The organism is Staphylococcus schweitzeri (assembly GCF_002902405.1).
Lineage (GTDB): Bacteria > Bacillota > Bacilli > Staphylococcales > Staphylococcaceae > Staphylococcus > Staphylococcus schweitzeri.
Window position 1 is genome coordinate 155027 of the sequence record NZ_PPQS01000042.1, and the last position, 26549, is coordinate 181575.

24 protein-coding genes and 1 riboswitch are annotated in these 26549 nt (G+C 32.7%); of the genes, 17 read left to right on the top strand and 7 right to left on the bottom strand.

Features of this window, described 5'->3' with window-relative positions; all coding sequences use genetic code 11:
* The first annotated feature begins 28 nt into the window (after positions 1–28).
* A complete protein-coding gene (corA, locus tag CD116_RS10020) occupies positions 29–976 on the top strand; it encodes a magnesium/cobalt transporter CorA (RefSeq protein WP_047449511.1) in 948 nt (315 codons plus the stop codon).
* Between the two features lie 30 nt (positions 977–1006).
* A complete protein-coding gene (fni, locus tag CD116_RS10025) occupies positions 1007–2056 on the top strand; it encodes a type 2 isopentenyl-diphosphate Delta-isomerase (protein ID WP_047425919.1) in 1050 nt (349 codons plus the stop codon).
* A gap of 40 nt (positions 2057–2096) precedes the next feature.
* Here fni and gltS read toward each other — a convergent pair whose 3' ends face one another.
* A complete protein-coding gene (gene gltS / locus CD116_RS10030) occupies positions 2097–3305 on the bottom strand; it encodes a sodium/glutamate symporter (RefSeq protein ID WP_047529749.1) in 1209 nt (402 codons plus the stop codon).
* Positions 3306–3758: 453 nt separating this feature from the next.
* A complete protein-coding gene (locus CD116_RS10035) occupies positions 3759–4367 on the bottom strand; it encodes a DNA-3-methyladenine glycosylase (RefSeq protein WP_047529746.1) in 609 nt (202 codons plus the stop codon).
* 414 nt (positions 4368–4781) lie between these two features.
* Here CD116_RS10035 and CD116_RS10040 point away from each other — a divergent pair, with 414 nt between their 5' ends.
* From CD116_RS10040 to CD116_RS10060, 5 genes are all read left to right on the top strand, one after another.
* A complete protein-coding gene (locus CD116_RS10040) occupies positions 4782–5402 on the top strand; it encodes a DUF805 domain-containing protein (protein WP_047549773.1) in 621 nt (206 codons plus the stop codon).
* 228 nt (positions 5403–5630) lie between these two features.
* Positions 5631–6530, top strand: coding sequence for an ABC transporter ATP-binding protein (locus CD116_RS10045; protein WP_047549770.1), 900 nt, complete (start codon positions 5631–5633; stop codon positions 6528–6530).
* A complete protein-coding gene (locus CD116_RS10050) occupies positions 6523–7755 on the top strand; it encodes an ABC transporter permease (protein ID WP_047549767.1) in 1233 nt (410 codons plus the stop codon). Before CD116_RS10045 ends, CD116_RS10050 begins: the two co-directional genes overlap by 8 nt.
* 217 nt (positions 7756–7972) lie before the next feature.
* Positions 7973–8299, top strand: coding sequence for a YnfA family protein (locus CD116_RS10055; RefSeq protein WP_047449514.1), 327 nt, complete (start codon positions 7973–7975; stop codon positions 8297–8299).
* Positions 8300–8328: 29 nt separating this feature from the next.
* Complete coding sequence (locus CD116_RS10060; RefSeq protein ID WP_047549764.1) at positions 8329–9348, top strand: aldose epimerase family protein; 1020 nt, start codon at positions 8329–8331, stop codon at positions 9346–9348.
* A 254-nt stretch (positions 9349–9602) separates the two neighbouring features.
* Here the strand turns inward: CD116_RS10060 and CD116_RS10065 are convergent, their stop codons facing one another.
* Positions 9603–10256, bottom strand: coding sequence for an MOSC domain-containing protein (locus tag CD116_RS10065; RefSeq protein ID WP_047529735.1), 654 nt, complete (start codon positions 10254–10256; stop codon positions 9603–9605).
* Positions 10257–10427: 171 nt separating this feature from the next.
* Here CD116_RS10065 and CD116_RS10070 point away from each other — a divergent pair, with 171 nt between their 5' ends.
* The gene (locus CD116_RS10070) at positions 10428–11114 is read left to right on the top strand and encodes a ribose 5-phosphate isomerase A (RefSeq protein ID WP_047549761.1); all 687 of its coding nucleotides are present in this window, start codon (positions 10428–10430) and stop codon (positions 11112–11114) included.
* 58 nt (positions 11115–11172) lie between these two features.
* Here CD116_RS10070 and sdpC read toward each other — a convergent pair whose 3' ends face one another.
* Complete coding sequence (sdpC, locus tag CD116_RS10075) at positions 11173–12435, bottom strand: peptidoglycan release complex CPBP-like subunit SdpC (RefSeq protein ID WP_047549758.1); 1263 nt, start codon at positions 12433–12435, stop codon at positions 11173–11175.
* 288 nt (positions 12436–12723) lie between these two features.
* On the opposite strand from sdpC, the gene hutG reads away from it, so the two are divergent.
* Positions 12724–13659, top strand: a complete 936-nt coding sequence (gene hutG, locus CD116_RS10080; protein ID WP_047425940.1) for a formimidoylglutamase — start codon at positions 12724–12726, stop codon at positions 13657–13659.
* 248 nt (positions 13660–13907) lie between these two features.
* Here the strand turns inward: hutG and fosB are convergent, their stop codons facing one another.
* Positions 13908–14327, bottom strand: a complete 420-nt coding sequence (fosB, locus tag CD116_RS10085; RefSeq protein ID WP_047529730.1) for a FosB/FosD family fosfomycin resistance bacillithiol transferase — start codon at positions 14325–14327, stop codon at positions 13908–13910.
* Between the two features lie 240 nt (positions 14328–14567).
* Complete coding sequence (locus CD116_RS10090) at positions 14568–15440, bottom strand: LysR family transcriptional regulator (RefSeq protein WP_047549754.1); 873 nt, start codon at positions 15438–15440, stop codon at positions 14568–14570.
* Between the two features lie 157 nt (positions 15441–15597).
* On the opposite strand from CD116_RS10090, the gene hutU reads away from it, so the two are divergent.
* From hutU to CD116_RS10130, 8 genes are all read left to right on the top strand, one after another.
* Positions 15598–17259 carry a urocanate hydratase gene (hutU, locus tag CD116_RS10095; RefSeq protein ID WP_047529728.1) on the top strand — a complete coding sequence of 554 codons (1662 nt, stop codon included), beginning with the start codon at positions 15598–15600 and terminating at the stop codon, positions 17257–17259.
* Positions 17259–18497, top strand: coding sequence for an imidazolonepropionase (gene hutI / locus CD116_RS10100; RefSeq protein ID WP_047549751.1), 1239 nt, complete (start codon positions 17259–17261; stop codon positions 18495–18497). The genes hutU and hutI overlap by 1 nt, the downstream gene beginning before the upstream one ends.
* 140 nt (positions 18498–18637) lie before the next feature.
* A complete protein-coding gene (locus CD116_RS10105) occupies positions 18638–19831 on the top strand; it encodes a SulP family inorganic anion transporter (RefSeq protein WP_047529724.1) in 1194 nt (397 codons plus the stop codon).
* The gene (locus CD116_RS10110) at positions 19815–20930 is read left to right on the top strand and encodes an amidohydrolase (protein WP_047550024.1); all 1116 of its coding nucleotides are present in this window, start codon (positions 19815–19817) and stop codon (positions 20928–20930) included. Before CD116_RS10105 ends, CD116_RS10110 begins: the two co-directional genes overlap by 17 nt.
* Positions 20931–21045: 115 nt before the next feature.
* Complete coding sequence (locus tag CD116_RS10115) at positions 21046–21927, top strand: SDR family oxidoreductase (RefSeq protein ID WP_047549747.1); 882 nt, start codon at positions 21046–21048, stop codon at positions 21925–21927.
* A gap of 376 nt (positions 21928–22303) precedes the next feature.
* Positions 22304–22873, top strand: coding sequence for a hypothetical protein (locus tag CD116_RS10120; RefSeq protein WP_047549744.1), 570 nt, complete (start codon positions 22304–22306; stop codon positions 22871–22873).
* A 52-nt stretch (positions 22874–22925) separates the two neighbouring features.
* A riboswitch (SAM riboswitch) is annotated at positions 22926–23021 on the top strand.
* Between the two features lie 74 nt (positions 23022–23095).
* Positions 23096–24409 carry a Na+/H+ antiporter NhaC family protein gene (locus tag CD116_RS10125; RefSeq protein WP_047549741.1) on the top strand — a complete coding sequence of 438 codons (1314 nt, stop codon included), beginning with the start codon at positions 23096–23098 and terminating at the stop codon, positions 24407–24409.
* A gap of 598 nt (positions 24410–25007) precedes the next feature.
* Entirely contained in the window at positions 25008–25511 is a 504-nt protein-coding gene (locus CD116_RS10130; RefSeq protein ID WP_047549739.1) for an SRPBCC family protein, read from the top strand.
* 57 nt (positions 25512–25568) lie between these two features.
* On the opposite strand, the gene CD116_RS10135 is transcribed toward CD116_RS10130, so the two are convergent.
* Positions 25569–26333 (bottom strand): MurR/RpiR family transcriptional regulator, encoded by a 765-nt coding sequence (locus CD116_RS10135; RefSeq protein WP_047549708.1) that lies wholly within the window; start codon positions 26331–26333, stop codon positions 25569–25571.
* Positions 26334–26549: the final 216 nt, after the last annotated feature.

A 26549-nucleotide genomic window follows, 5' to 3' on the forward strand; every position in this document is an offset into this window, starting at 1 on the left:
ATGAATTCGTTGTTTAGGGGGAGAATGGATGGCTTTAACGATACGGTATCAAACAGCACATCAACCATTAAGAGTGGTTGATCATGTAGAAGATGTACCAAAAGATGCAACAATTATTTGGTATGACTTTGATGTACCGAATGAAAAAGAAAATGAATGGTTTAAAGCACACTTTAATTTTAATGATTTAGAAGTGGATGATGCAATCAATGGCATGCCACGCGCTAAATATAAATCTTATAAAGATTATCAGTATGTTGTATTTCATAGTATTATTGGTGCAGACTATTCACCAATCGCGTTAAATATTTTTATACAAGACAATATATTAGTCACATATCATCATCAAACTTTAGAATCGTTAAACAAAGTTGTCTATAAATATATGAATACATTAGATCCGGAATTGGATTGTGCAGATGTTGTTATTTTAATATTAGATATGATGGTGGATAAATATTTCAACTTTGTATACTCACTTGAAGATAGTGTCTACAATTTTGAAGACCGTCATGTCGATGATCGATTCAATAAAATGGTAATGGATAGTGTATTCAAGTTGCGCTCTGACTTGATTAAAGTAAAACGTGTCTTGTTTCCGATGCAAGAACTCATTGATACAATGAAACAAAATGGTGACTTAATTATAGATGATAAACACTCGTTATATATACAGCATATCGATGATCACTTGATTAAACAACGTAATATCATTAGAACAGCACAAGAAATGACAAATGAGATTCGAGAGAATTTTGAATCATACACTTCATTTAGAATGAATAATATTATGCAAGTACTAACATTAGTATCGGTTATTTTTTCACCATTAACATTCATTGCAGGAATTTATGGTATGAACTTTGTAAATATGCCAGCCTTACGTTTACATTATGGTTACTATATTTGCTTAGCTGTAATGTTCGTCATAGCTGTTGTATTAGTAATCTTTTTCAAACGTAAAAAATGGTTTTAAATTAGAAATGATGAAAAGGTAGGTATGATCATGAGTGATTTTCAAAGAGAACAGAGAAAAAATGAGCACGTTGAAATAGCAATGGCACAATCTGATGCATTACATTCAGATTTTGATAAGATGCGCTTTGTACACCATTCAATTCCGTCAATCAATGTGGAAGATATCGATTTGACGTCACAAACACCTGATTTAACGATGGCATATCCGATATACATCAATGCAATGACGGGTGGTAGTGAGTGGACGAAAAATATCAATGAGAAATTAGCGATTGTAGCGAGAGAAACTGGTTTGGCTATGGCAGTAGGATCTACTCATGCGGCATTAAGAAATCCACGAATGGCTGAAACATTTACAATAGCAAGAAAAACAAACCCTAATGGCACAATATTTAGTAATGTTGGTGCAGATGTTCCCGTAGATAAAGCGTTAGAAGCGATAGATTTGTTAGAAGCACAAGCATTACAGATTCATGTCAATTCGCCTCAAGAACTTGTCATGCCAGAAGGAAACCGAGAATTTGAGACTTGGTTAGATAATATAGCTGCGATTGTAGCACGTGTATCTGTTCCGGTTATTGTAAAAGAAGTTGGGTTTGGTATGAGTAAAGAGCTAATGCACGATTTACAACAAATTGGTGTTAAGTATGTTGATGTTAGTGGCAAAGGTGGTACTAATTTCGTAGATATTGAAAATGAACGTCGTGCAAATAAAGATATGGATTACTTATCTTCATGGGGACAATCTACAGTCGAATCATTACTTGAAACAACTGCTTATCAAGGTGAAATGTCAGTATTTGCTAGTGGTGGTTTACGTACACCACTTGATGCAATTAAAAGTTTAGCTCTTGGTGCAAAAGCAGCAGGGATGTCACGTCCCTTTTTAAATCAAGTTGAAAAGAATGGTATCACTCATACAGTAGAGTATGTAGAATCATTTATAGACCATATGAAAGCAATTATGACGATGTTAAATGCTAAAAATATAGATGATTTAACACAAAAGCAACTCGTGTATAGTCCTGAATTAATGTCGTGGATTGAACAACGTGGTTTAAATATACATCGAAGATAGTACAAAAAGAGGAGGCGAACACCTCCTCTTTTTATAGTGTTTAACTAAACCATTGAATGAATCCCATAATGACGATAACGCCAATTAAATCGATTAGGAATGCTCCTACTATAGGAACTACTAAATATGCTTTAGGTGAGTTACCATATTTTTTAGTAATAACATCTAAATTTGCCATGGCATTTGGTGTAGCTCCTAGTCCATGTCCGATAAAACCGCCAACCATAACTGCAGCATCATAATCTTTTCCTAAACCTCTAAATAAAATTAAGACAGCAAATAAAATCATAACGATTACTTGGACTAAAACGATAATAATAAGAGGTATAGCGAGTTTGTAAATTTCAGTAAGTTGAATGCTCATTAAGGCAAGAGATAAGAATATACCTAATGCAACATCACCAATTTGATTAGTGATTTTTAAATCGACAATATTGAAGTTGAAACTTTCGGATATATTTCTAACAATAACAGCAACGAATAATGAGCCAACATAAATTGGAACATTAATACCAGTTTGATCTGTAAATAAATGACTAAAATAGCTTCCTACTGCCATACAGAAAACTACGATTGTAAATTGAATAAAGAATACTTCAGTTCCATTATATTTACTATGTAAATGTTCGTTATAAGTTACTTGACTATAATCTTTAAACGTATCATCACTATGTTGAGGCTTTAGATTATAACGTTTAATTAAAAACTTAACTACTGGTCCACCTATAAGGCCACCGAATACAAGACCTAAAGTTGCAGCTGCAAGTGCTGCTGTTAATGCTGAATCAATACCCAGTTCTTGAATTGTTTTGCCATAAGCAGCAGCATTGCCATGTCCACCTTCCATAGACATTGAACCGGCAGTTAATCCCAGTAATGGCTTAATATTCAATACTTTAGCTAGTGATACACCAACTAAATTTTGAATGACAGAAATGATGGCACAAAACATAAAATAAAGCAGTAAAACTTTGCCACCAAGTTTAAACAATTTTAAAGATGCACCAAGTCCGATTGTAGTAAAGAATGCTAACATAAAGAAATCTTGAATGAACGAAGCATCTAATTTAATCTTAACCATACCAAATGAATCTAAAGCAGCAACTAAAATAGCAAAGATTAACCCACCAATTACTGGTGCAGGTATACAAATGCGTTTTAAGAAGTTGACATGATTGACGATAGCCTTACCAAGTAAGTAGAGTACGCAGGCTAAACATAATGTTGTAATTGCATTTAGTTCTATCATTTTATAATCCCCCTTGCTAAATATCCCTCGCCCTAAAGTAATGTGCTTGAAAATGTAAGCGCTGCAAAAGGGCGCTTTTATCATTATACATGCGATAAATCAATATTTCTAGTTTCCGAAAATAATAGAATTAATATTAATACATAAAAGTTTAATAATTATAAAGGATTATATTGATATATTTTCACAATTAAGAGCAAGTTTCTAGTAAAGGGAGGTTCTAAAGAAAGATGAATAAAATAGAAAGTCAACCCAGGTCGGGACAAAAGCGTTTAGGATTTGAGCAGAACCGAACGATGAGCAAAATTGTTTTCCAAATTTTGTCGAACCGTGAGAGTTTCTGTCGAAAATCCTGCTTTTGGGACGCCGTTAATCGTTTCCCAGAGCACAAAAACTTTATGTCGCAACCTCGACTTTTAGGTAGATAGTTTTCATTTGCTATTAAAAATATATTTACTTCCACGTATCTTCGGGCAACATACAATCTGATTTACGCATGCGAGACACAAATGGGTTTCCTTTTACTGTGTAACGTAATGCTTTATGTGTCCAGTCGCCCTTATTTGGAATACCAATTCGTGGACTTGCAATAATATCTTTAGGATATTTACGGTTCTTTGTATCAATGGATAATCTACAATCATTTAGCGTTGCACCATCGATAGAACGTGGGATGTTAAATGCTTTCGTCCATTTTCCAGGGCCATTCGTTACGTCGTATCCTTGCTTTCCTCTATTGCGAAACATAACAGACAAACCATCTTCTGGTTCGATGGCACGGATGAGTACACCTTCTGGTATGCCTTCAGATTTAGTCACAAAATTTATGAGCAGATGTGTATGCATCACATGCGCATAAATTGTTCCGCCACGCTTATATAGAGATGTGACTTTAGGTGTTACTTTACCATTAAATCCATGAGCAGCAAGATCATCAAATCCTAAGTAAGCTTCTGTTTCCACAATATAGCCAGTATAAGTTTGTCCCTCATCTTGATAGATTACTTTAACACCTAAAAGATTTTTAGCAATTTTTCTCGTATCATTATTAACAAAATCCATATTATTCTCCTTGGTAATTATATGATTAATTTAAATAAAATTGAAAAACATATTTTTATTGTGGTAAATGTTTGTTAAACTAGTATTGTTAAGAATTATAAAAATATTAAGTATTTACTTTGAGGCTGATATTTAAATAACTAATATAATGTCAAATTTCGATGAAACTAGTTAATCATAGTTTGTTATTAGTATAATTAACCTTGTGTTTACTTTCAAATGGGGTAAAGCAGTGATTAACATATTTAATGAACTTGTAATTCGAAATAGTGATATAAAAGATTTAGCTTCAACTATGTGTTTTGTGTATGTTGGATTTTGCTGAAGTGAATTGTCTAGTTAATGAATCAAATACTTCATGACAGTAATAATGATTAAAAATATAAATATGATTAATGAAAGGGAGAAATTGCAATGGAACAATTACCTCAAGTAGGATTTATGAAATCATTCGTATTATTTTGGAAAAATTATATTAATTTTACGGGAAGATCAAGACGTAGTGAATATTGGTATATGATGCTATGGCACTTAATATTTTTACTTCCTGCTTTCTTCGTGTTCCTTATGGGTTTTATATTTGTAGGTATAGGTGAAGAAATAGATGGTGATGTAATATCTGTTTTTGGTGTGTTTATAATAATAATTACAGTTATTTATATGCTTCTCTATTCTTTAGCAACGTTTATTCCCAATTTGGCATTAAGTGTCCGAAGATTCCATGATATATCAAGAACAATGGTATTACCAATTATAATGTTTGCATATAGTATTGTATTCTCTGTAGTTGTGCAGTGTATCGAATCATATTATGATAATGATTTTATGTTTATGCCAATTGGAATTGTTATTTTGTTAGTACTTCTTTATCTTATTTATTTTGGACTTACAGTTACAATGATAGTATTCCTATGTTTCGACAGTAAGCCAGCAAATAAATATGGTGAAAGTCCAAAATATCCATCTACAATTAAAAATCAACCAGAGACATCTGAAACACCAGAAACACCGAAAGAAACAGAAAATCAATTGTAATGATATAAATATCTCAGCAGATTGTTGCTGGGATATTTTTTTACTGTGATATGTAAAGGTATGAAAGGTATTTTTCCATTATTAAAGATTCTAAATATGTCATGAGGTAAATATGAGTCATTTCCAACCTTGAGAATTTAAAAAATAAACAAACTTTAAAAATATTGTATGTAAAGTGTATAGAAATGTTATATTAAGGTAAATAGCTATTATTTTAGGAGGCAAAAGATGGGACTTGTAATTGAACATGTTACAAAACGTTTTGGTAAGATGACGGCAGTAAATGATATTTCGCTAGAATTAGAATCAGGCAAGATGTTAGGCTTTCTAGGTAGAAATGGAGCAGGTAAAACAACAACATTTCGCATGATTTTAGGGTTAAGTGAACCAACTGAAGGTTACATTACTTATAACGGTAAAAAACTAGATAAAACGATGTATAATCGTATCGGTTATTTACCTGAAGAACGCGGCTTACATGCGAAAATGACAGTCGAGGATGAATTAAAATATTTAGCAACTTTAAAAGGGATGTCAAAGAAAGACATTCAAAGTCAAATGACATATTGGCTGGACCGTTTTGACATTACTGAAAATCGAAAAAAGCGTATCGATAGCTTATCGAAAGGGAATCAACAAAAGATTCAACTTTTAGCAAGTATGTTACATAAACCGGAATTACTCATTTTGGATGAACCATTTAGTGGTTTAGATCCCGTCAATGTTGAACTGTTGAAAGAAGCAGTTAAAGATTTAAATGGTTGGGGTAGTACGATTGTTTATAGCTCACATCGCATGGAACATGTCGAAGAATTATGTGATGACGTATGCATTTTAGATAAAGGTAAATTAATTGTGTCAGGTGATATTCACCATGTGCGTTCATCTAATGGATACCAAAAAGTTGTAATTGAATCAGACACACCTATACCAGATTTATCACAAATAGATGGCATTATTCAAAGTGAAAATATTAAGCAGGGCATACGCTTAACAATTGAAGATGAAGCGGTAGCAAAAAATATTTATCAAATTGTAACACAACAAGGATATGTTAAACGATTCCAAGTTGTAGAGCCATCATTGCAAGATATATTCATTGCGAAAGTAGGTGGCAAGGATGAATAAGTTTTGGGCGACATTCAGTTTGACTTATATTAATAAAATTAAAGCAAAATCATTTATTATTTTTATGGTTTTAGTTGCAGTCTTAATGATAGGTCTTTCAAATATCGATAAGATTATAAATATGTTTGATGATGGACCGGATAAAATTGGTGTGGCAGCACCGAATGAACAAATTTATAATGCATTTAAGCAGCAGGGAAAAACATTTCAAAGTGATATTAAATATACAAAAGTCTCTAAAGATGATGCTGAAAAGCAAGTGAAAAACCATAAACTCGATAAAGCTTATGTTATTAATCTGAATAAAGATAACACATTACAGGCGACCATTATAAGTGAGAAACGTGTAAGTAAAGAGGATACACAAAAAGTGACTGCTTTATTAACAACAATTCAAACGAACTTTGTTGCTACCGAATTAAATATTAATAAGCAAGACTTACAAAAGTTACAAGCACAAAGTAAAGTTAACAATAAAATTGTTTCTAAAGATGAAGTTGATAAAGTATCTGAAGGACAAAAAATTTTTAACTATGCATTGGCATATGGCATTATCTTTTTAATGTTCTTTATTATTTTAAATTATGCATCTCAAATAGCAATGGAAATTGCTAGTGAAAAAACATCGCGTGTGATTGAAATGATTATTACTAGCATTTCTCCAGTTCAGCATATCTTTGCTAAAATTTTAGGTGTGATTGCAGTTGCGGTAACACAAATTATGTTAATAGTAATGATGGCAGTTGTATGTATTTATGCATTTGATTTAAAAGACTTACTTAAAGGATTTAATGTTGAAATGAATCAATTATCTTGGCAAATTATTATTATTGGCATAATAAGTAGTATTGTTGGAATCATGGCGTTTGTCTTATTAGCAGCAATTCTCGGGTCATTGACATCTAGAATTGAAGACTTGAATCAATCTTTAATGCCACTGACATTAATAGGAATGATTGCATTTTATATTGCGATATTTACGATTAATAATCCTGATGGAAAACTTGCTATAATTACAAGTTACATTCCATTTTTTGCGCCGTTTCAATTAGTAGTACGTGCCCAAACTTCAGCGCTTCAAATACATGAAGTAATTATTAGTTCATTAATCTCAATTGCAATGGTAGCAGTCTTATTGTGGATGGCAATTAAAACATATAAAGATTCAGTACTGACTTTTGAACGTGGATTATTTAAAACATTTAGACGTGTTTTCAAACAATAAAATACATTAAGAGTAACACACATTTTTCGTATAAATCGATGATGTAAGCGTGTTACTCTTATTTTTTTGAATTTATCTATAGAATAATGCTTAAAAAAGTGTACAATATGTATGTGAAAATGAACTTTTTAAATGGGAATGTGAAGTAATAAGTTTTAATAATAAGTAAAATACAAATGATTGAATGTCTTTTGGAACTACATGATGGAGTGATGTAATGTTATATCCGATTTTTATATTTATATTAGCAGGAATATGTGAAATAGGTGGGGGATACCTTATTTGGCTGTGGCTTAGGGAAGGACAGTCATCACTATTTGGTCTAATAGGTGGCATTATTTTAATGTTATATGGTGTTATTGCAACATTTCAATCATATCCAACATTCGGTAGAGTCTATGCTGCATATGGTGGTGTGTTTATTATTATGAGTTTGATTTTCGCTATGATTGTTGATAAACAAATGCCAGATAAGTATGACGTTATAGGTGCAATCATTTGTATTGTAGGCGTTTTAGTAATGTTGTTGCCCAGCAGAGCTTAAACGTGTGTGTTTAGAAGGGAGAAGTAAAAATGATAGTTGAAGTTGAGCATCAAAGACATGGTGTAGATTTAATCAAAATTGATAATGATGAAACTAAAATTATTTTTACGAATTATGGAGCGAGAGTAGTATCTTGGAAATATCATGATAATAATATTGTTTTGGGGAATGTTGTTGAAGCAGATGAATTCTATCACAATAATCCATTTAAATTTGGAGCTTCAATTGGTAGGTATAGCGGGAGAATTGACAATGCTAAATTCCAGTTGAATAGTAAGCAATATCAGTTAGAGCAAAACAATGGAGAACATCATTTGCATGGCGGATGTAACGGTTTGGATAGTAAGTTGTTTGATTATGAAATTAGAAATGAAATTGCTCAAATTAAAGTGATTTTTAAAACTGTGTTGAAATCAGCAGATGATTATTTTCCAGGTGATGTAAATGTAACGATTACACATATTTATGACGCCGATCATCAATGGTCTATTGAATATGAAGCAGTTGCTACAGAAGATACATTATTTAGTCCTACAAATCATGTCTATTTTAATTTGAATAGAGATAATAATGTAGTTGATAATCATCGTATTTCTAGCAAGCAGTTGAATATGTATTTATTAGATGATCGAAACATTGTTACTGGTGAAGTTCTCGATTTACATGAGGTATTTGAACATAATAAAATCAAGTTAAGTGATATTTTTACGTCGCAACATCCACAACTAAGTGAACAGATGACAAGTTTTGGTGGTTTAGACCATCCATTTACAGTTGGTGAACATAAGATGTTTGTTGAAAATCATGAATTTTCATTAGAGGTAGATACAGATATGCCACATGTTGTATTTTTTACTTTTAATCATCCTGATGAATGGGAAAGTTCATTTAATATTTATAAACCACACTCTGGCTTTACGTTGGAAACACAATTTTTACCAAATGATATTAATTTACATGGTGATACGGCGCCATCCATTTTAAAAGCTGGCGTAGTATTTAATTCGACAACTAGTTTCCGCATCCAAGAAAAAGTTGATAATGAATAAAGTCCTTATTGGCTGTCTAATAGCTTCAATTGAAGTTTGAACTATTCGTTTGCCACATAGTTATTTGAAGTCAAAAGGCAGTAAAATTTTTAAGTACGTTAATATAAGTGGAATACTTTATATAAATATAGGAATCAACACTACGACATGGTGGTATTTAAAATGGTAGTATTGCTAATGAACTATCATTTAATGTCGAAGTGGATTCCTTTTTTTATCGTGTTTATTTGACTTTGAAACAAATTTATAATTGATTATTTTAATGTTTTATCATACATTTTTTGAAGTTTTTCGCGTCGTGTAGGTGATAAGTAAGGATTATTGAGTGCTTGTAAGAGCATTGTTTGGTTTTGTCTGTCGTTATAATATAAGTGATTCAATTGCTGAATCGACATACGATGTTCAATTGGTGCCTCTTTAATTAAATGCAGTTGATCATTTGGAGTAACATATCCTTGCTTTAGTACACGAAAATAGAATCCTGTTTTTCCAGAAGTAGACATGCGCTTTACTAAATCAGGGATATTATACTTTGCTTGTATTTTCCAACAAGGTTCTCGGATTTCGGAAACCTCGATAACTGCTTCGCCTAATTGATATTGATTGCCGAAGAAAACATCGGCTTCGTCTAAATTTTCAAATGTTAAATTTTCTCCAAACATGGCATAGGTGGGTAATTCAATATTGTCATTAAGATACATATTATAGTTATGTTTGCTAAATCCACAAACAGCTTTATGAGGACCTCCATGGTCTTTATATGCTTGCTCATCGCCTGTAAAGCCCATAGTTGATAACCATGTTCTTTCTTTAATTGGGGTTTTATCTAATGCTGAGCGCATGGGTTTTTTAGTGCTATAAGGTAAATCTTGTATTTTCCCAGTCGATATTGCACGAATTGCTATCATGTCATTCTCCTTAGAATAAAGTTTAAAATATATTGTACTATAAAATCTTTATTTTTATACGAATGTTGATTGAATTGTTTTTAAAAATGTTAGAAATAAGGGTATGTTAATTTATACTGGTCATGTAAAATATTAATTGAATAGATTACAGAATTATGGGAGGCTATCCGCATGAAAGATGTCAAAGCACTTAAGTTAATGACGTTGGATGATGTTTTAAGCCAAATCAATGGTGATATGGTACTTGGAATTGGTACAGGAAGTACAATGGAATTGCTTTTGCCCAAAATAGCGGAACTAATTAAAAATCGAGGTTACAATATTACTGGTGTTTGTACTTCAAATAAAATTGCATTTTTAGCTAAAGAGTTAGGCATTAAGATATGTGAAATTAATGATGTAGATTATATTGATTTAGCAATTGATGGTGCAGATGAAGTGGATCCGTCTTTAAATATTATTAAAGGTGGTGGTGGTGCTTTGTTTAGAGAAAAAGTTATTGATGAAATGGCATCGCGCTTTGTTGTAGTTGTTGATGAAACTAAAATAGTACGATATTTAGGAGAAACTTTTAAGTTGCCAGTAGAAGTGGACAAATTTAATTGGTATCATATTTTACGTAAAATTGAGTCATATGCTGATATTAAAGTAGAACGTCGTGTAAATGAAGATGTTGCTTTTATAACAGATAATGGCAACTATATTTTAGACTGTCAACTTCCAGAAGGTATTGATCCATATCAATTCCATGAATATTTAATTCATTTAACTGGTGTATTTGAGACAGGTTATTTCTTAGATATGGCAGATCAAGTTATTGTAGGTACACAAGATGGTGTGAAAATTTTAGGAAAATAATATATAAAAAGCGCTTGCTATCATCTTTTAAAGTGATGATTTAGCAAGCGCTTTGCTATTATTTGTTTGTGTCTGATGATTGTTCTTCAGTCTTTTCGATATGTTTTTCTGCATCGATTACAACTGATGAACGACGATCATCTTTATAAGTTGAAGGTTCTTTTAATGCCTGATTTTCACCTTCATTTGCATAGTTTGTATCAACTTCACTTTGAATGTTTTTGTCTTGATTTGCTGATTCAATTGCTTCTGGAGCAATTACACTTTCTGCGTTTTGAGTTGCTACAGATTGATTTTTTGAATTATCTACTTCTGATGTTGGATTATCCTCTAGATTCACATTTGCTTCTTCATCTGATGTAGTTACATTATCGTGTTTAGCAATATCAGCTGTTATTGCAGTTACTGCACCCGCATTTGCAGTTGTTTCTGCTTTGTGATCTTGAGTAGTAGCAGTGTCGTCTTTTATGATTTCTGCTTTTGTTTCATCATTGATATGGTCTAAATAATTATTAGGTTCAACTTCATCAAGACTTCGTTTCGTTGTTAAGTATACAATACCTCGGATAATTAAACTTAATCCAATGTATGCTACCGCAACGATTGCTGTTGAAATCGCAATGACTTTCATTGAAAATAAGTCGCCGATTTCTTCACTAAACAAGAAAACAAGTCCAAATGTCATAGAAGCATGGAATGTAGTTGCAATATAAATTGTACGTCCTTTTGTAGCTCTTATTAATTCACCAAGTATCATTGAGAATGAAAATGTATAAAGGAAATTATAGGCTGCAAATTCTGTACCGTATGTTGTATTTGCTGAGAAAACAGAATAAATCAAACCAACAACGATACTTGCAAAGAATGTGTTCATTTTCGTTTCAACAATATTTTGCAAGTATGAACGGAAACCAAATTCTACTACAAAGGCCATTAAAATATGACCGATTAGTATGTGTGTGATAGGTACCGATAAATCTGTTGATTGTAATAAGATAAAGCTATCAGCAAAGGTATTAAAGCTATACATTCCAATAATCAAAATAATTAAAGGTAGAATTAAAGCTAATAAAATACGCTCAATAACTTTTAAACTTAGTGTGAACTTTAAACCTGCAAGTTGAACTTTTTTATATTTGAAAACGAGTATACAAATGATTGCAGCAATCAAAGGTGCTAAATCAGTAACTTCAAATATAAAGTGTTTTACACCAATTTTAGACTGGAAATCTCTAAGCATAATGGATAGAGCCATTGTTATGACAAAGAAGACGAAAATAGTCAATGCCCATTGAAAACCAGAAATTTTATTGTTTTTCATTATATGTAACCTCCATTAGGTAACAAGCAAAATATCTTTTAGTAACAATTATACATATTACAAGCCAATAGATAAATTGTCTATGTCAATATTAATGAAAATGTAATAGTCTTGACGTATTTTATTAATATTAATCGCGAAACTATCCGTTATTGTCTAGGAAATAGGGGTAAAGGTTATTTAGATAAGTAAATAAACATTTGAATTTAACTATGAATTGAATTCAAAATTTAAATTACGTTATACTTTAACTATTAAAATGCCACTTGAATAAGAGGGGGAAACGCTGTGTATAAGCTAGGTGAACCAAACTTATGGACTGGAAGATTAGATAGTGAATCAGACCCGAAAAAATTTAGACATTTTCAAACAGTAACGTTTCAAGATTTGTCAGTAGTGAAAAAAAAGGCATCGCCATCTGGTGTAGGAATATTAGGTTATGCCGTTGATGAAGGTGTTGCTTTGAATAAGGGGCGTATTGGTGCAAAAGAAGGACCGGATGCGATAAAACATGCATTTGCTGGATTGCCAGATTTGAATCAATGTGAAACTTTAGTCGATTATGGAAATGTTTATCATGATTACAATGAACTCATTGATACACAAAAAGAATTTGCGTCACTTGCAGCAAAATCAATCGTTAATCATAGGCAAACATTTTTATTAGGTGGTGGACATGATATTGCTTATGCTCAATATTTAGCAACTCGAAAAGTTTATCCAACACAGTCAATCGGTGTAATTAACATTGATGCGCATTTTGATACTCGTGCTGAACAACAATCGACATCTGGTACGAGTTTTAGACAAATATTAGAAGAGGATGACAATACCGATTACTTAGTTCTTGGTATAGCTCAAGGCGGTAATACGCAAAGTTTATTTGATTATGCTAAAGAGAAGAAGATTGATTATGTCTTTGCAGATGAATTATTAAATCACGTATCGCCACCTATTAAAGATATGATTGAGCGGTTTATACATGAACATGACATCATTATGTTTACAATTTGTATGGATGTCATTGATAGTGCATTTGCACCAGGAGTAAGTGCGCCCGCAGTATTAGGTTTGTACCCGCATACGGTCTTTGAATTGGCTAAACGAATTATTCCTAGTGATAAGGTGACTTCTATAAGTATTGCAGAGATGAATCCGACATATGACGCAGACAATAGAACTGCAAAGCTCGTTGCTAATTTAGTGCATCACTTTTTAAAATAATTTTATAAATATTATATGTAATGAGATTTGTGGTAAAGGTAGTATGTGTCAAATTCATATTAGTAAGTATATAAGCATTGTTATGTTTGAAAGATATTAGCAGTAAGAAGATTTCTGATTAGAAGTCATCTTACTGCTAGTTTTTGTTCTTTGGGTATTGTATGAATAATACAAGAAGGTTATTGGAATTGTTCCTCGTGATTGATGACCATAAGTTTTAAGCAGAATTCAAATTTTTTAATGACGACTTACTTATAAAAAGTCATATGTGGTTTAGTACTTTTATAATAATTCAGTCTATTTTCAAGTGTGCCAGTATGTAATTCAAGCTTATGACCATCAGGGTCAGTAAAGTAAATTGATTGCTTATCTCTAACATCTCTGACTCTGCCTTCTAAGATATTTACTTTATTATTTTTTAATCTTTGATACCAATAATTAAATTCATTTTCATCTATAGTAAAAGCTATATGTGTATATGAAAGTTGAATTTCATTACGTGGGATATCTTTTTCTTCGTTTAATGCAATCCATAGTCCTGCAATGTTGAAATAAGCAGTTTTATTTCCGCTTAATAATAACTCGCCACATAAAATATCTTTATAAAAATGTATAGAATTGTTTAAATTACTAACTGAAAAACATATATGATTAATTGATTTTAACAACGTGTTCACTTCTTTCTTAGCATATTAAAAACAAACTGTTTTGCATAATTATATTGAAACGTCACATATGCTCTTATACAGTTGACTGTGCAACTGTATAAGAGGCTCTAATAACTAAAATTAAGAACAAATGGTTTACAGTTGGCTACGCAACAGCATAAGAGGCTCTAATAACTAAAGTTAAGAACAAATGGTTTACAGTTGGCTATGCAACAGCATAAGAGGCTCTAATAACTAAAGTTAAAGACCCTCTAAATATTCTTGGCACTGTTGAACGAAAGTATGCACTTGTTCTGAGTGTTTGCGCTTTTTATGGTAATTTATATATATTTTCCGTCCTAAATTGGGGCGAATTTTTTTATATTCTAAATTAGAGGTGTTAAATGATTGGTAATAAAACCTTGGTATTATTGCATAACCTAAACCGAGATGAACAAATCCTACTGCAGATTCGAATCGATCTGTCTCTACAACCACATTTGGTCGAATGTTTCTTCTATTAAAATAATCATCTAAATGTTTTCGTACTTGTGAATTTTTATTTGGCAAAATGAGTGGCAGGTTTTCAACGTCGACCCAACTTTGATTATTAAATGTTTCTTTAGGTGCTAAAACAATATAAGACTCTTCGTATAATGGAATTGATTTTATATCTTCATGGGTAATTTTTTCGTTCGTTAAAGCTAAATGTATATCGAAGTTTAATAAACATTCAATAGATTGATATTTATCATGTATTTCGTATAAGCGGTACTGTTGTTCTGGATAATCTGAGTGGTGTTTGCGGATTAAATTAGCAATCCATTGATTGGTAGATTCTAGAGTTCCAATTTTAATTCTTGGTTCTGATGTAACGTTTAAATCGTACATTTTTTCCATTGTAGAATGGTATTGTTGAACCAATTCGATTGCATAGCGGTAAAATTGAATGCCTTTTTCAGTAATTTTGATATCTTTAGTTGACCGTGTAAATAAGTCATAACCTAAATCTGCTTCCATCTTTTTAATAGTTGCAGTTAAAGATGGTTGGCTAATATGTAAAAATTGAGCAGCTTTTGTAAAACTATTGTATTTTACGATAGCTAAGAAGTATTCTAACTGAATAATTTTCATTGGATTATGCTCCTTTATTTATAGATTTAAGCTATGAATAATTAGTTTATTTATATTTGTTGGTTATATTTTAACATAATATAATGAATATTGAGGATAAAAGTGTAAGCGTTTTAATTTGATAACCAAACTTCTTAAATGAACAGGAGCGAATTTTATGAGAAAAATTCAAGCAAAAAAAGGTTTAAGTATTGAATGTAAAGGTTGGGAACAAGAAGCAGTTCTTAGAATGCTATATAACAATTTAGATCCAGAAGTTGCTGAAAGGCCTGAAGATTTAGTAGTTTATGGCGGAATTGGTAAAGCTGCACGTAATTGGGAATCATTTGAAGCAATTGAAAAAACGTTACGTGAATTAGAAGCTGATGAAACAATGTTAGTACAATCCGGGAAACCAGTTGCTGTATTTAAAACACATGAAGAGGCACCGCGTGTGTTAATTTCAAACTCAGTATTAGTACCAGAATGGGCAAACTGGGATCACTTTAATGAATTAGATAAAAAGGGCTTAATAATGTATGGACAAATGACAGCTGGTAGTTGGATTTACATTGGTTCCCAAGGAATTGTACAAGGTACTTATGAGACGTTTGCAGAGTTAGGTAACCAACATTTTAATGGAGATTTAGCCGGTACAGTAACATTGACAGCTGGTTTAGGTGGTATGGGTGGTGCACAACCACTTGCAATTACAATGAACCATGGTGTTGCAATTTGTGTTGATGTTGATGAAACACGTGTTGATAAACGAATTGATACGAAATATTGTGATGTTAAAACAGCTGATTTAGATGAAGCATTAAAATTAGCACAAGAAGCGAAAGAACGTGGTGAAGGACTATCCATTGGATTGGTTGGCAATGCAGTAGATATTCATCAAGCGATTTTAGATAAAGGGTTCAAAATTGACATTATTACAGATCAAACAAGTGCTCACGACCCATTAAATGGATATGTGCCACAAGGATACTCTGTAGCAGAAGCGAGAGAATTGCGTGAAATAGATCCTAAAAAATACGTAGAACTTTCTCAAGCATCAATGGCAAAACATGTTGAATTAATGCTGGAATTCCAAAAACGAGGAGCTGTGGCATTTGATTATGGAAATAATATTCGTCAAGTGGCATACAATAATGGTGTAGAAAATGCTTTTAATTTCCCAGGATTTGTACCAGCTTACATTAGACCATTATTCTGTGAAGGTAAAGGGCCATTCCGATTTGCTGCGTTAAGTGGTGATCCGAAAGATATTGAACGCGCCGATGAAGAAATGCGTAAACTTTTCCCGGAAAATGAAAAGTTATTAAGATGGTTAGATTTGGCTGAAGAAAAAATCGCATATCAAGGACTACCATCTCGTATAGCTTGGTTAGGCTATGGCGAAAGAGCGAAAATGGGCTTAGCATTAAATAGACTTGTACGTGACGGCGAAATTTCAGCACCAATTGTTATTGGACGAGATCATTTGGATGCAGGATCAGTTGCGAGTCCAAACCGCGAAACGGAAAGTATGAAAGATGGCAGTGATGCAGTTGGTGATTGGGCTGTATTGAATGCTTTAATTAACACAGCAGCAGGTGGTTCATGGATTTCATTCCATCATGGTGGCGGTGTAGGAATGGGTTATTCATTACATGCTGGTATGGTTGTTGTTGCTGATGGTACAGAACGTGCTGAAAGAAGGTTAGGACGCGTTCTTACAACTGATCCAGGTATGGGTGTTGCTAGACATGTTGATGCAGGTTATGATATTGCGATTCAAACAGCTAAAGAAAAAGGCATTCATATTCCAATGATTGATGAAGCAGGTGATAAATAATGAATGATTTAATAATAAATCATATAGCAGAACTGATTTTACCAAAATCAACAGATAAACCATTGAAGGGTAAAGAATTAAATGATTTAAACGTTGTAAAAAATGGTACAGTTGTTATTAAAAATGGAAATATTGTTTATGCGGGACCACATACAAATCACTATAATGCGACTGAAACAATTGATGCTAGTGGGAAGGTAGTGTCCCCGGCATTAGTAGATGCACATACACATTTAACATTTGGTGGTTCTAGAGAACATGAGATGTCATTAAAACGTCAAGGTAAGTCTTACTTAGAAATATTAGAAATGGGTGGCGGTATTTTATCAACAGTTAAAGCTACTAGAGAGACTTCTGAAGATGATTTATTTAAAAAAGCAGAGCATGACTTGCTAACTATGATTAAACACGGCGTGCTTGCAGTTGAAAGTAAAAGTGGTTATGGTTTAGATAAAGAAAATGAACTTAAACAGCTGAAAGTTTCTAATCGCTTAGCTGAAAAATATAACTTGGATATGAAACACACTTTCTTAGGGCCACATGCTGTACCTAAGGAAGCAGATTCAAATGAAGCATTTTTAGAAGAGATGATTGATTTACTTCCAGAAGTAAAACAATATGCGGACTTTGCAGATATTTTTTGTGAAACAGGTGTGTTTACAATAGAGCAGTCAAAACACTATATGAAAAAAGCGAAAGAAGCAGGTTTTAAAGTGAAAATACATGCTGATGAAATTGATCCGTTAGGTGGGTTAGAATTAGCTATTGATGAGCAAGCGATATCAGCTGATCACTTAGTAGCTTCGAGTGACAAAGGTAAAGAAAAACTTAGAAACAGTGATACAGTTGCAGTTCTATTGCCTGCTACAACATTTTATTTAGGCAAAGAAGATTATGCAGATGCGAGAGGTATGCTTGACAATAATGGTGCCATCGCACTTGCTACTGATTATAATCCAGGAAGTAGTGTTACGAATAACTTGCAACTTGTTATGGCCATAGCAGCATTGAAATTAAAGCTTTCGCCTAGTGAAGTGTGGAATGCTGTTACGGTCAACGCTGCTAAAGCAATAGATATAGAAGCGGGTACTATCAACCAAGGCGACAAAGCAAATTTAGTTATTTGGGATGCTCCAAATCATGAATATATTCCATATCATTTTGGAATTAATCACGCTGAAAAAGTAATCAAAGACGGTAAAGTTATAGTAGATAACCCGTTAACTTTTAAATCATAAATTATAAGAAAGCTCTAAGCATTGATAAGATTTGATGTTTAGAGCTTTTTTGGTGCTGGTTTTATAGTAATGCGAATTCAGTAATTGTAAGAATAATTTGACAATAGTGATACGATGATAATATAGAAGGGGATGATTTGATGACTGACATAAAAATTAGAAAGTACATTGAATCATGGCAAGGTCATTATAGTCAAAATATATTGGTAGGCGTCTTATTAGCATTAGCGTTATTGCCTGTCGCAATTGCATTTTCTTTTATAGTTCATATAAATCCGTCGATAGGATTAATGACCTGTGGGTTGATGATGTTCTTAATGGGTATTTTCGGAAAAAGATTGGCAATGGTTTCTGGTCCGAGTAGTGGGATTTCGATTGTTGCCGCTCCATTAGTAATAAAGTATGGTACAGAATACTTATTTGCTGCAACTGTAGTTATGGGAATACTACTAATAATATTAGGATTAGCGCATATAAATAGATTGTTAAAATTAATACCAGATACTGTTGTTATAGGATTTATGAATGCACTAGGAATACTACTTTTAGTTACACAAGTGAAATACATATTTGGAATATCAATTGCTACTTATGTTACTGCAATTTTGACAGTCATTGTTATGATTGTATCTACCAAATTTATCAAAGTTATACCTTCGCCATTGGTTGCAATTATAGTTATATCTATAGGAGCATACTCATTAAAACCTAAATTATTATATGTTTACGATTTAGCGCAAATTCAAATTGTATTACCTACTATTCATGTTCCAAATGAATTTTGGCACTGGTCTTCACTTAAAATTGTGTTGGTATATGGCACGACTATGGCAGTAATCTCCGTTATTCAGACACACTTAACAAATCAAATGATAGATGATTTAACAAATTCAAAAACAAATAAAAATAACGAAATTATTAGCCAAGGGATAAGTAATTTACTTATTGGATTTTTAGGGGGCTATGGATCAAGTGGATTAGTTGGACAGTCTAAATATTTTTATCGTATGGGTGCTACAAGTCGTCTTGCTACTTTATCTACTGGAATATTTTTATTATTATGTGTGGAGCTTTTAAGTCCAGTGATTGAACATATTCCTATGGTTGTACTTGCTGTTGTATTAGTCAGTGTGTCCTTAAATACGTTTGATAGAAGAACGTGGTCACACATGAAGTCTTCTCCGATTAAAAACGGGACGTTAATGTTATTTACTATGTTACTAATTTTACTTACAAATAATTTAGCAATTGGAGTCATTGTTGGCGCAGTTGTTTATTATCTATGGCAATTTATTTCGAAAAAGGGGCGTGTTAATGATGACAACATTGAATGAAGTTATTGAATGGCGAAGATATTTTCACCAACATCCAGAATTGTCGGAACAGGAGTTTAATACAACTCAAAAAATTAAGGATATTTTAACTGAGCATCATGTTACAGTATTAGACTTACCACTTGCGACTGGGCTTATTGCTGAAATAGGTCAAGGTTCAAGTTGCGTAGCTGTGAGAGCTGATATTGATGCACTACCAATACAAGAACTTGTAGAACAGGATTTTAAATCTGAAAATGAAGGCGTTATGCATGCGTGCGGGCATGACATCCATATGGCGAGTGTATTAGCAACGGCTATTAAATTAAAAGAATTTGAGGATACACTTAACGGACGTGTTAAATTTATTTTTCAACCAGCTGAGGAATTAGGTTATGGTGCATTTAAGATTATTGAGACGCATGCATTAGATGATGTGCAAGCAGTTTTAGGTTTTCATAATAATCCTTCGTATCCTACAGATACATTTGCAATCAAAACTGGTGCGATTACATCAGCAGTTGATCGGTTTGAGTTTCATATTAAAGGAATTGGAGGTCACGCTGCTAAGCCAGAACAATGTAATGATCCTGTTATTGTACTGGCTCAACTGATTAATAGTATTCAATCCATAGTTAGTAGAAATCTATCAGCATTTGATGAAGCTGTGGTAACAATTGGACAAGTATCATGTGGTAATACTTGGAATGTTATTGCAGATCATGCATATGTGCAAGGCACGGTACGTAGTTTTGATCCTAAGGTGCGGACGCTTATAGAACAACGATTACGTGATATTGCGGATGGCCTAGGTAAAACGTATAATATGACGATTAATTTAAATTATACAAAATTACCAGGTGCTGTTATTAATGATGAAACTTTAACATATAAAGCTATAGAAGTGGCGCAGCAAGTTGGTTATAAAGTGAAAATGATGAATCAACCGTTGACAATCGGCGAAGATTTTTCTGGATATAGTAAATATTATCCAAGTGTCTTTGCTTTAATAGGTTCGAATAGTGAATACGATTTACATCATCCTAAATATGAACCTGATGAAAGAATCTTAGAAAAAGTACCAGAATACTTCGTTGAATTTATAAAAAGACTATTGTAACAGTAAATATGATTGGCTTTTAGAGAAAAAAGTGATTTTTAGTGAAAATGATGATTAAGTGCTAGGTAAGGTTGGGTAATTAATAATTATTAATCAATTGAGGAGATGTTAAAAAATGGCAGCTCAAGATCCTAGAACAAAATTCAAAACAACAGATTACGAAAAGCAAGAACAAGAAGTACCGGGTTTACAATCTGAAATGACGCCAGCACCTGATTGCGGTGAAACATCATATCAAGGTCACCAACGTTTACAAGGCTATAAAATGTTAGTCACAGGTGGCGATTCAGCAATTGGACGGGCAGCAGCAATTGCTTATGCCAAAGAAGGTGCAGATGTAGCGATTAACTATCTTCCGAGTGAAGAACAAGATGCTCAAGAAGTACGCCAAGTAATTGAAGAAAGCGGTCAAAAGGCTGTGTTAATTCCTGGCGATATAAGAGATGAACAATTTAATTATGATCTTGTAGAACAAGCATTTAGAGAATTAGATGGTTTAGATAATGTCACACTAGTCGCAGGACATCAACAATATCATGATGATATTCAAGGGTTTACAACAGATGCATTTTCAGAAACATTTGAAACGAATGTCTATCCGGTATTTTGGACAGTTCAGAAAGCATTGGAATATTTAAAACCAGGTGCGTCAATTACGACGACATCATCGGTACAAGGTTATAATCCTAGTCCTATTCTTCATGATTATGCCGCTTCAAAAGCAGCTATTATTTCATTAACTAAAAGTTTTTCAGAAGAACTTGGACCTAAAGGTATTAGAGTGAATTGTGTGGCGCCTGGGCCATTCTGGTCACCGTTACAAATTTCAGGGGGTCAACCTCAAAGTAACATTCCGACATTTGGACAAAAAACACCTCTAGGTCGTGCAGGTCAACCTGTCGAATTATCTGGTACGTATGTATTATTGGCTTCAGAAGATTCAAGTTACACAACTGGACAAGTATTTGGTGTTAGCGGTGGTGTACAAATAGATTAGGTCTGAATGAGTTTTTAATTGAAATAGTATAATAATAAGCGAAAAAATGAAGTTAATTTATATAGTAGATATAAGTCGATAAAGATATGGGTCTTTATCGGCTTTTTTTGATGTACCATATATAAACGATAATTTGAAAGTTAATCTCGCTATTGGCAGTGTAGTAGAAGTTGGAATTCAAATGTGTTAATTGCGATGTATTAAAGCTTCTAGGAAATTGAAATGCTCAGCCGAACAAATAGAAAATACTATGTTTTATATAAAATATCAAAGTATTTATATGTTACGATAAGGTAAACGACATAGAAATATTATACTTAGATATGATGCCCAACATAAATTTATTAAGCCGATAATAAACAAAGGGGGTGTTATTATGGTTTTAATAGTATTTAGAGTTATATTATTTTTGATTTTAGCATTAGCCTTAGGAATAGAGACTGCTTTTTCTGAGCAAAAATTAGCATTATATATAGTATTCATACTATTTGTAGCACTGGCAATTTTTATGAATGTATGGATCACGCATAAAAATATTAAAGAAAACAAAATTAAATTTAATAAACACGTCGCATACTTTTTGGGTGTTGTCTCAGGATTACTGTACATTGGATTTTGTATTTATGCATTAACTATAGGTGATTATGATCTTATACCAATTATCATATTTATAATAAGTATGATATCGATTACAATATTAGAAAGTATTCTAGGTATCAATTTAAGAAATGCACATATATCAAACAAGCAATTGAAAGTCATTTCAAAACAACGAGTACAACAATGTAAAGTTATCTTTGTAACATCAGTATGTGTGTCTATCATTCTTATTTTAATTGCATTAATGCTTAAATGGTGGCTCTTACTGGCGATTAGCATTATTATTTTGGTTGTTATTACAATCGCAATAATTGTGTATGAAAAATATTATACGACTTCTGATTAATTTATGATTGACGTACTAAGCATTATCTTGTAACGTAAACGTAAATAAGAATCACTTATCTAGAGAGGTGGAGGGACTGGCCCTATGAATCCTCGGCAACATTTCGAATGTGCCAATTCCAGTAACCGTAATGGTTTGAAGATAAGCAGGTAATGTACATGAAAACCTCTTTCTTCATTTTTGTGAGAAAGAGGTATTTTTATTGGAAAGCAGGTAAAAAGGATGGAAGAACATAAAAAGAGCAATGCTTGGGCATTATTCCCCTTGTTATTATTTGTGATGTTGTTTTTAGGCGTAGGTATTATCACTGGTGATTTTACTTCTATGCCTTTAAATGTTGCGATTACGATTACGGTTATCGTGGCATTATTAATGAATAGAAAAGAATCATTTGCTAAAAAAGTTGAAGTATTTACAAAAGGTGCGGGTCATTCAAACATTATTTTGATGATGTTAATTTTTATTTTAGCAGGTGCATTTTCAAACACAGCTGAAAAAATGGGCGGTGTGAAGTCGACTGTTAATTTAGGACTATCACTCATCCCTGAAAATTTAATTATTGTAGGATTATTTGTTATATGTATGTTTGTATCGATATCGATGGGAACATCAGTAGGTACAGTTGCTGCAATAGCGCCTGTTGGCTATGGCTTTGCACAAGCGACAGATGTACCAACTGCTTTGGCAATGGCAACTGTTGTTGGCGGTGCGATGTTCGGTGATAACCTTTCAATGATTTCAGATACAACAATTGCTGCTGTTAGAACACAACATACAAAAATGAAAGATAAATTCAGAGTCAATTTTAAAATTGTATTGCCGGGAGCTATTTTAACAATTGTTATCCTGTATTTCTTAACCAATGGTATCTCATTAAATCACGCCAAAAACTATGATTATGATTTAATTAAAGTTGTCCCTTACATAATAGTATTAGTGTTGGCATTATTAGGTGTCAATGTGATTATCGTACTAATTGGCGGCACATTATTGGCTGGTATTATAGGCTTAATGGATGGTTCATTTGGTTGGATGGGACTTTTAGATGCTATTTCAAAAGGGATCATAAGTATGGAAGATATTGCGATGATTGCGCTATTGATTGGTGGATTAGTTGGTATCATTCAACATAATGGTGGTATTCAATGGTTATTACAATTTGTTCGTTCAAAAGTAAAATCAAAACGTGGTGCTGAACTTGGTATTGCTAGTTTAGTAAGTGTAGCCGATATTGCTACTGCAAATAATACCATTTCAATTATCATGTCAGGACCATTAGCTAAAAATATTGCTGATGAATATGAAGTGGATCCAAGAAAATCTGCAAGTATTTTAGATATTTTCGGCGGTTGTTTTCAAGGACTATTGCCATATAGTCCACAAGTTATATCTGCAGCAGGCGTTGCTGGAATCTCACCATTAATGTTGTTCCCTTATAGTATTTATCCAATTTTATTAGGTGTATGTGGTCTTGTAGCGATTATATTTAATTTTCCAAAACTAAAAAAGAATTCGAATCATGATGGAGTGGGATAGAAATGATAAAGAACCGCTAATGATTTATTATGTAGTTGTTCTTACACATTAGCCACAGCTCATGTGTACTTAAAAATAGGAATATATGAGTAAAATGGAGGCATAATAAAGACTAATTTCTAAATAAAAAGTATTTCTTTATCGTTGTCACCCCAACTTGCATTGCATGTAGAATTTCTTTTCGAAATTCCCTGTGTTGGGGCCCCGCACCCCAACTTGCATTACCTGTAGAATTTCTTTTCGAAATTCCCTGTGTTGGGGCCCCCGCACCCCAACCTACATTGCCTGTAGAAATGGGAAATCCAATTTCTCTTTGTTGGGGCCTCGCCGACAAGGTTGACTAGAATTGAAAAAAGTTTATTCCAGACACATTGTTCTTCAGTCAATGACTGCCATTATTAACATTGTAGAGACTAGGACGTTTATTAATGTGTCACTAAGTATCGATGAATCCAAGTAAAATGGTTTGTGATACTACTAACAGACAACGTTGTACTCACTGTATAATGCCAATCTTTTAAAATTTAAAATCATCTATGTTTGGAACTGAGTTAAAATGCGTTAAAATAATAGTAAGAGCGAAAGTGGGTGGACAACAGTGGCAAAATTTAATGTAGAAAATGAACATGTCGAAGTCGAAATAGAAAAACTTTATAAATTTTCACCAGAATTAGTATACGAAGCCTGGACAAAGACAGATTTGTTAAAGCAATGGTTTATGACATCAGCAAGAACTAATAAAGAAATAGAAGCGGATGTTAAAGAAGGCGGGAAATATCGTATTGTTGATCAGCAACGAAACGGTAAAGTGAATGTGATTGAAGGCATTTATGAATCATTAGTTATGGATGAATATATAAAAATGACTATAGGTATGCCCGGACTAAGTGAAGAGCAAGATATCATTGAAGTAGAGTTTTTCGAACGTGAAACGGGTGGTACACAAATGTTGTTTTATTATCGTTCATTAGTTGAAAAAGAAAGACGATTTACTAATTTAGAGTATAAACAAAAGAAAAAAGAATATCATGATGCCATGGTGCATGGCTTCGAATTAATGTTCGATAAAATGTATCATGTAATTGCAACAACACAACAATAATATGACAAAAGGAAGTTATGATAGGCTCACAGCCATTAAATCATAACTTCCTTTTTTCTAATTTGAAATCTCACCATGTTGCAAATATTCATTATATTTTCTAACAAGTGTTTCAAAGAATATATGATAACTAATGAAGCTAGAATAGTCAGTACCATCAGTCAGGTAGAATGTGTTGCTAGAAACATAAACATTGTAATTTGCTTTTTGTGCAAGTGTATTATCTTTCATTGTTGTAACTGAAATAAAATATTTTTGTCTGAGTTGTAGTAAGTTTGTTACTTCAAACAATTCATGTGTTTCGCCGGATAATGAAATAATAAAGAATAAATCATTAGCATCACTCTTATTCAAAATCATTTTAAGCTCGTGTTGATCATGAAGTACGATGACATGATTATGTAATGTTAATAAAATTCGTTGTGCTTCTGAAGCTACATTTAACTGCGCACGCCCAGTACCGAATAAATATATCGTTGATGCAGAGTCCATTTTTTGGGCGATGCATTGGTAATCGACACGTTCTAAATAGTTGAATGTACTGTCAATTTCTTGCTTAAAACTATCAATAGAATTCGAGGGAAGTTGATGTGTTTTGTTACTTTCGAATTTTAAGTAAGATTTAAAATCGCTATAACCATCAAATCCTAATTTACGAGTGAACCTGTGAATTGTCGCATTGGAAGCATGTGTGTATTGAGCTAAATCATGAATCTTCATATTTTTACATTCATCAATATGTGTATTAATATAATGCGCAATTTGTAAGTCGTTATCATTAAGTTTGTCAAAGTTTCTATTAATGTGTTCATCTAAAAACATATGCAACCTCCTTAAAATAAAATATAGTGTATATCAGTTTTACAGTAAATTTAAGTTGATAATATTAAAAAACAGACAAATAACTAAGCGGTTTGATGCGTATTGAAAGCACGAGTTCGGAAAATGATATTCAATATATAGCTATAATGTAACGACATATATAAGATTGTTTTAATAAATCATGAACAACTAGTATGTTTGTACTTATAACAATTC

Coding starts and splice junctions, on each gene's coding strand:
- CD116_RS10115 (WP_047549747.1), top strand. CDS start 21,046: ATGGCAGCTCAAGATCCTAGAACAAAATTCAAAACAACAGATTACGAA.
- CD116_RS10060 (WP_047549764.1), top strand. CDS start 8,329: ATGATAGTTGAAGTTGAGCATCAAAGACATGGTGTAGATTTAATCAAA.
- hutI (WP_047549751.1), top strand. CDS start 17,259: ATGAATGATTTAATAATAAATCATATAGCAGAACTGATTTTACCAAAA.
- CD116_RS10110 (WP_047550024.1), top strand. CDS start 19,815: ATGACAACATTGAATGAAGTTATTGAATGGCGAAGATATTTTCACCAA.
- CD116_RS10050 (WP_047549767.1), top strand. CDS start 6,523: ATGAATAAGTTTTGGGCGACATTCAGTTTGACTTATATTAATAAAATT.
- CD116_RS10105 (WP_047529724.1), top strand. CDS start 18,638: ATGACTGACATAAAAATTAGAAAGTACATTGAATCATGGCAAGGTCAT.
- sdpC (WP_047549758.1), bottom strand. CDS start 12,435: ATGAAAAACAATAAAATTTCTGGTTTTCAATGGGCATTGACTATTTTC.
- gltS (WP_047529749.1), bottom strand. CDS start 3,305: ATGATAGAACTAAATGCAATTACAACATTATGTTTAGCCTGCGTACTC.
- CD116_RS10070 (WP_047549761.1), top strand. CDS start 10,428: ATGAAAGATGTCAAAGCACTTAAGTTAATGACGTTGGATGATGTTTTA.
- corA (WP_047449511.1), top strand. CDS start 29: ATGGCTTTAACGATACGGTATCAAACAGCACATCAACCATTAAGAGTG.
- CD116_RS10045 (WP_047549770.1), top strand. CDS start 5,631: ATGGGACTTGTAATTGAACATGTTACAAAACGTTTTGGTAAGATGACG.
- fni (WP_047425919.1), top strand. CDS start 1,007: ATGAGTGATTTTCAAAGAGAACAGAGAAAAAATGAGCACGTTGAAATA.
- CD116_RS10125 (WP_047549741.1), top strand. CDS start 23,096: ATGGAAGAACATAAAAAGAGCAATGCTTGGGCATTATTCCCCTTGTTA.
- CD116_RS10090 (WP_047549754.1), bottom strand. CDS start 15,440: ATGAAAATTATTCAGTTAGAATACTTCTTAGCTATCGTAAAATACAAT.
- hutU (WP_047529728.1), top strand. CDS start 15,598: ATGAGAAAAATTCAAGCAAAAAAAGGTTTAAGTATTGAATGTAAAGGT.
- CD116_RS10065 (WP_047529735.1), bottom strand. CDS start 10,256: ATGATAGCAATTCGTGCAATATCGACTGGGAAAATACAAGATTTACCT.
- CD116_RS10135 (WP_047549708.1), bottom strand. CDS start 26,333: ATGTTTTTAGATGAACACATTAATAGAAACTTTGACAAACTTAATGAT.
- CD116_RS10035 (WP_047529746.1), bottom strand. CDS start 4,367: ATGGATTTTGTTAATAATGATACGAGAAAAATTGCTAAAAATCTTTTA.
- CD116_RS10120 (WP_047549744.1), top strand. CDS start 22,304: ATGGTTTTAATAGTATTTAGAGTTATATTATTTTTGATTTTAGCATTA.
- CD116_RS10055 (WP_047449514.1), top strand. CDS start 7,973: ATGTTATATCCGATTTTTATATTTATATTAGCAGGAATATGTGAAATA.
- CD116_RS10040 (WP_047549773.1), top strand. CDS start 4,782: ATGGAACAATTACCTCAAGTAGGATTTATGAAATCATTCGTATTATTT.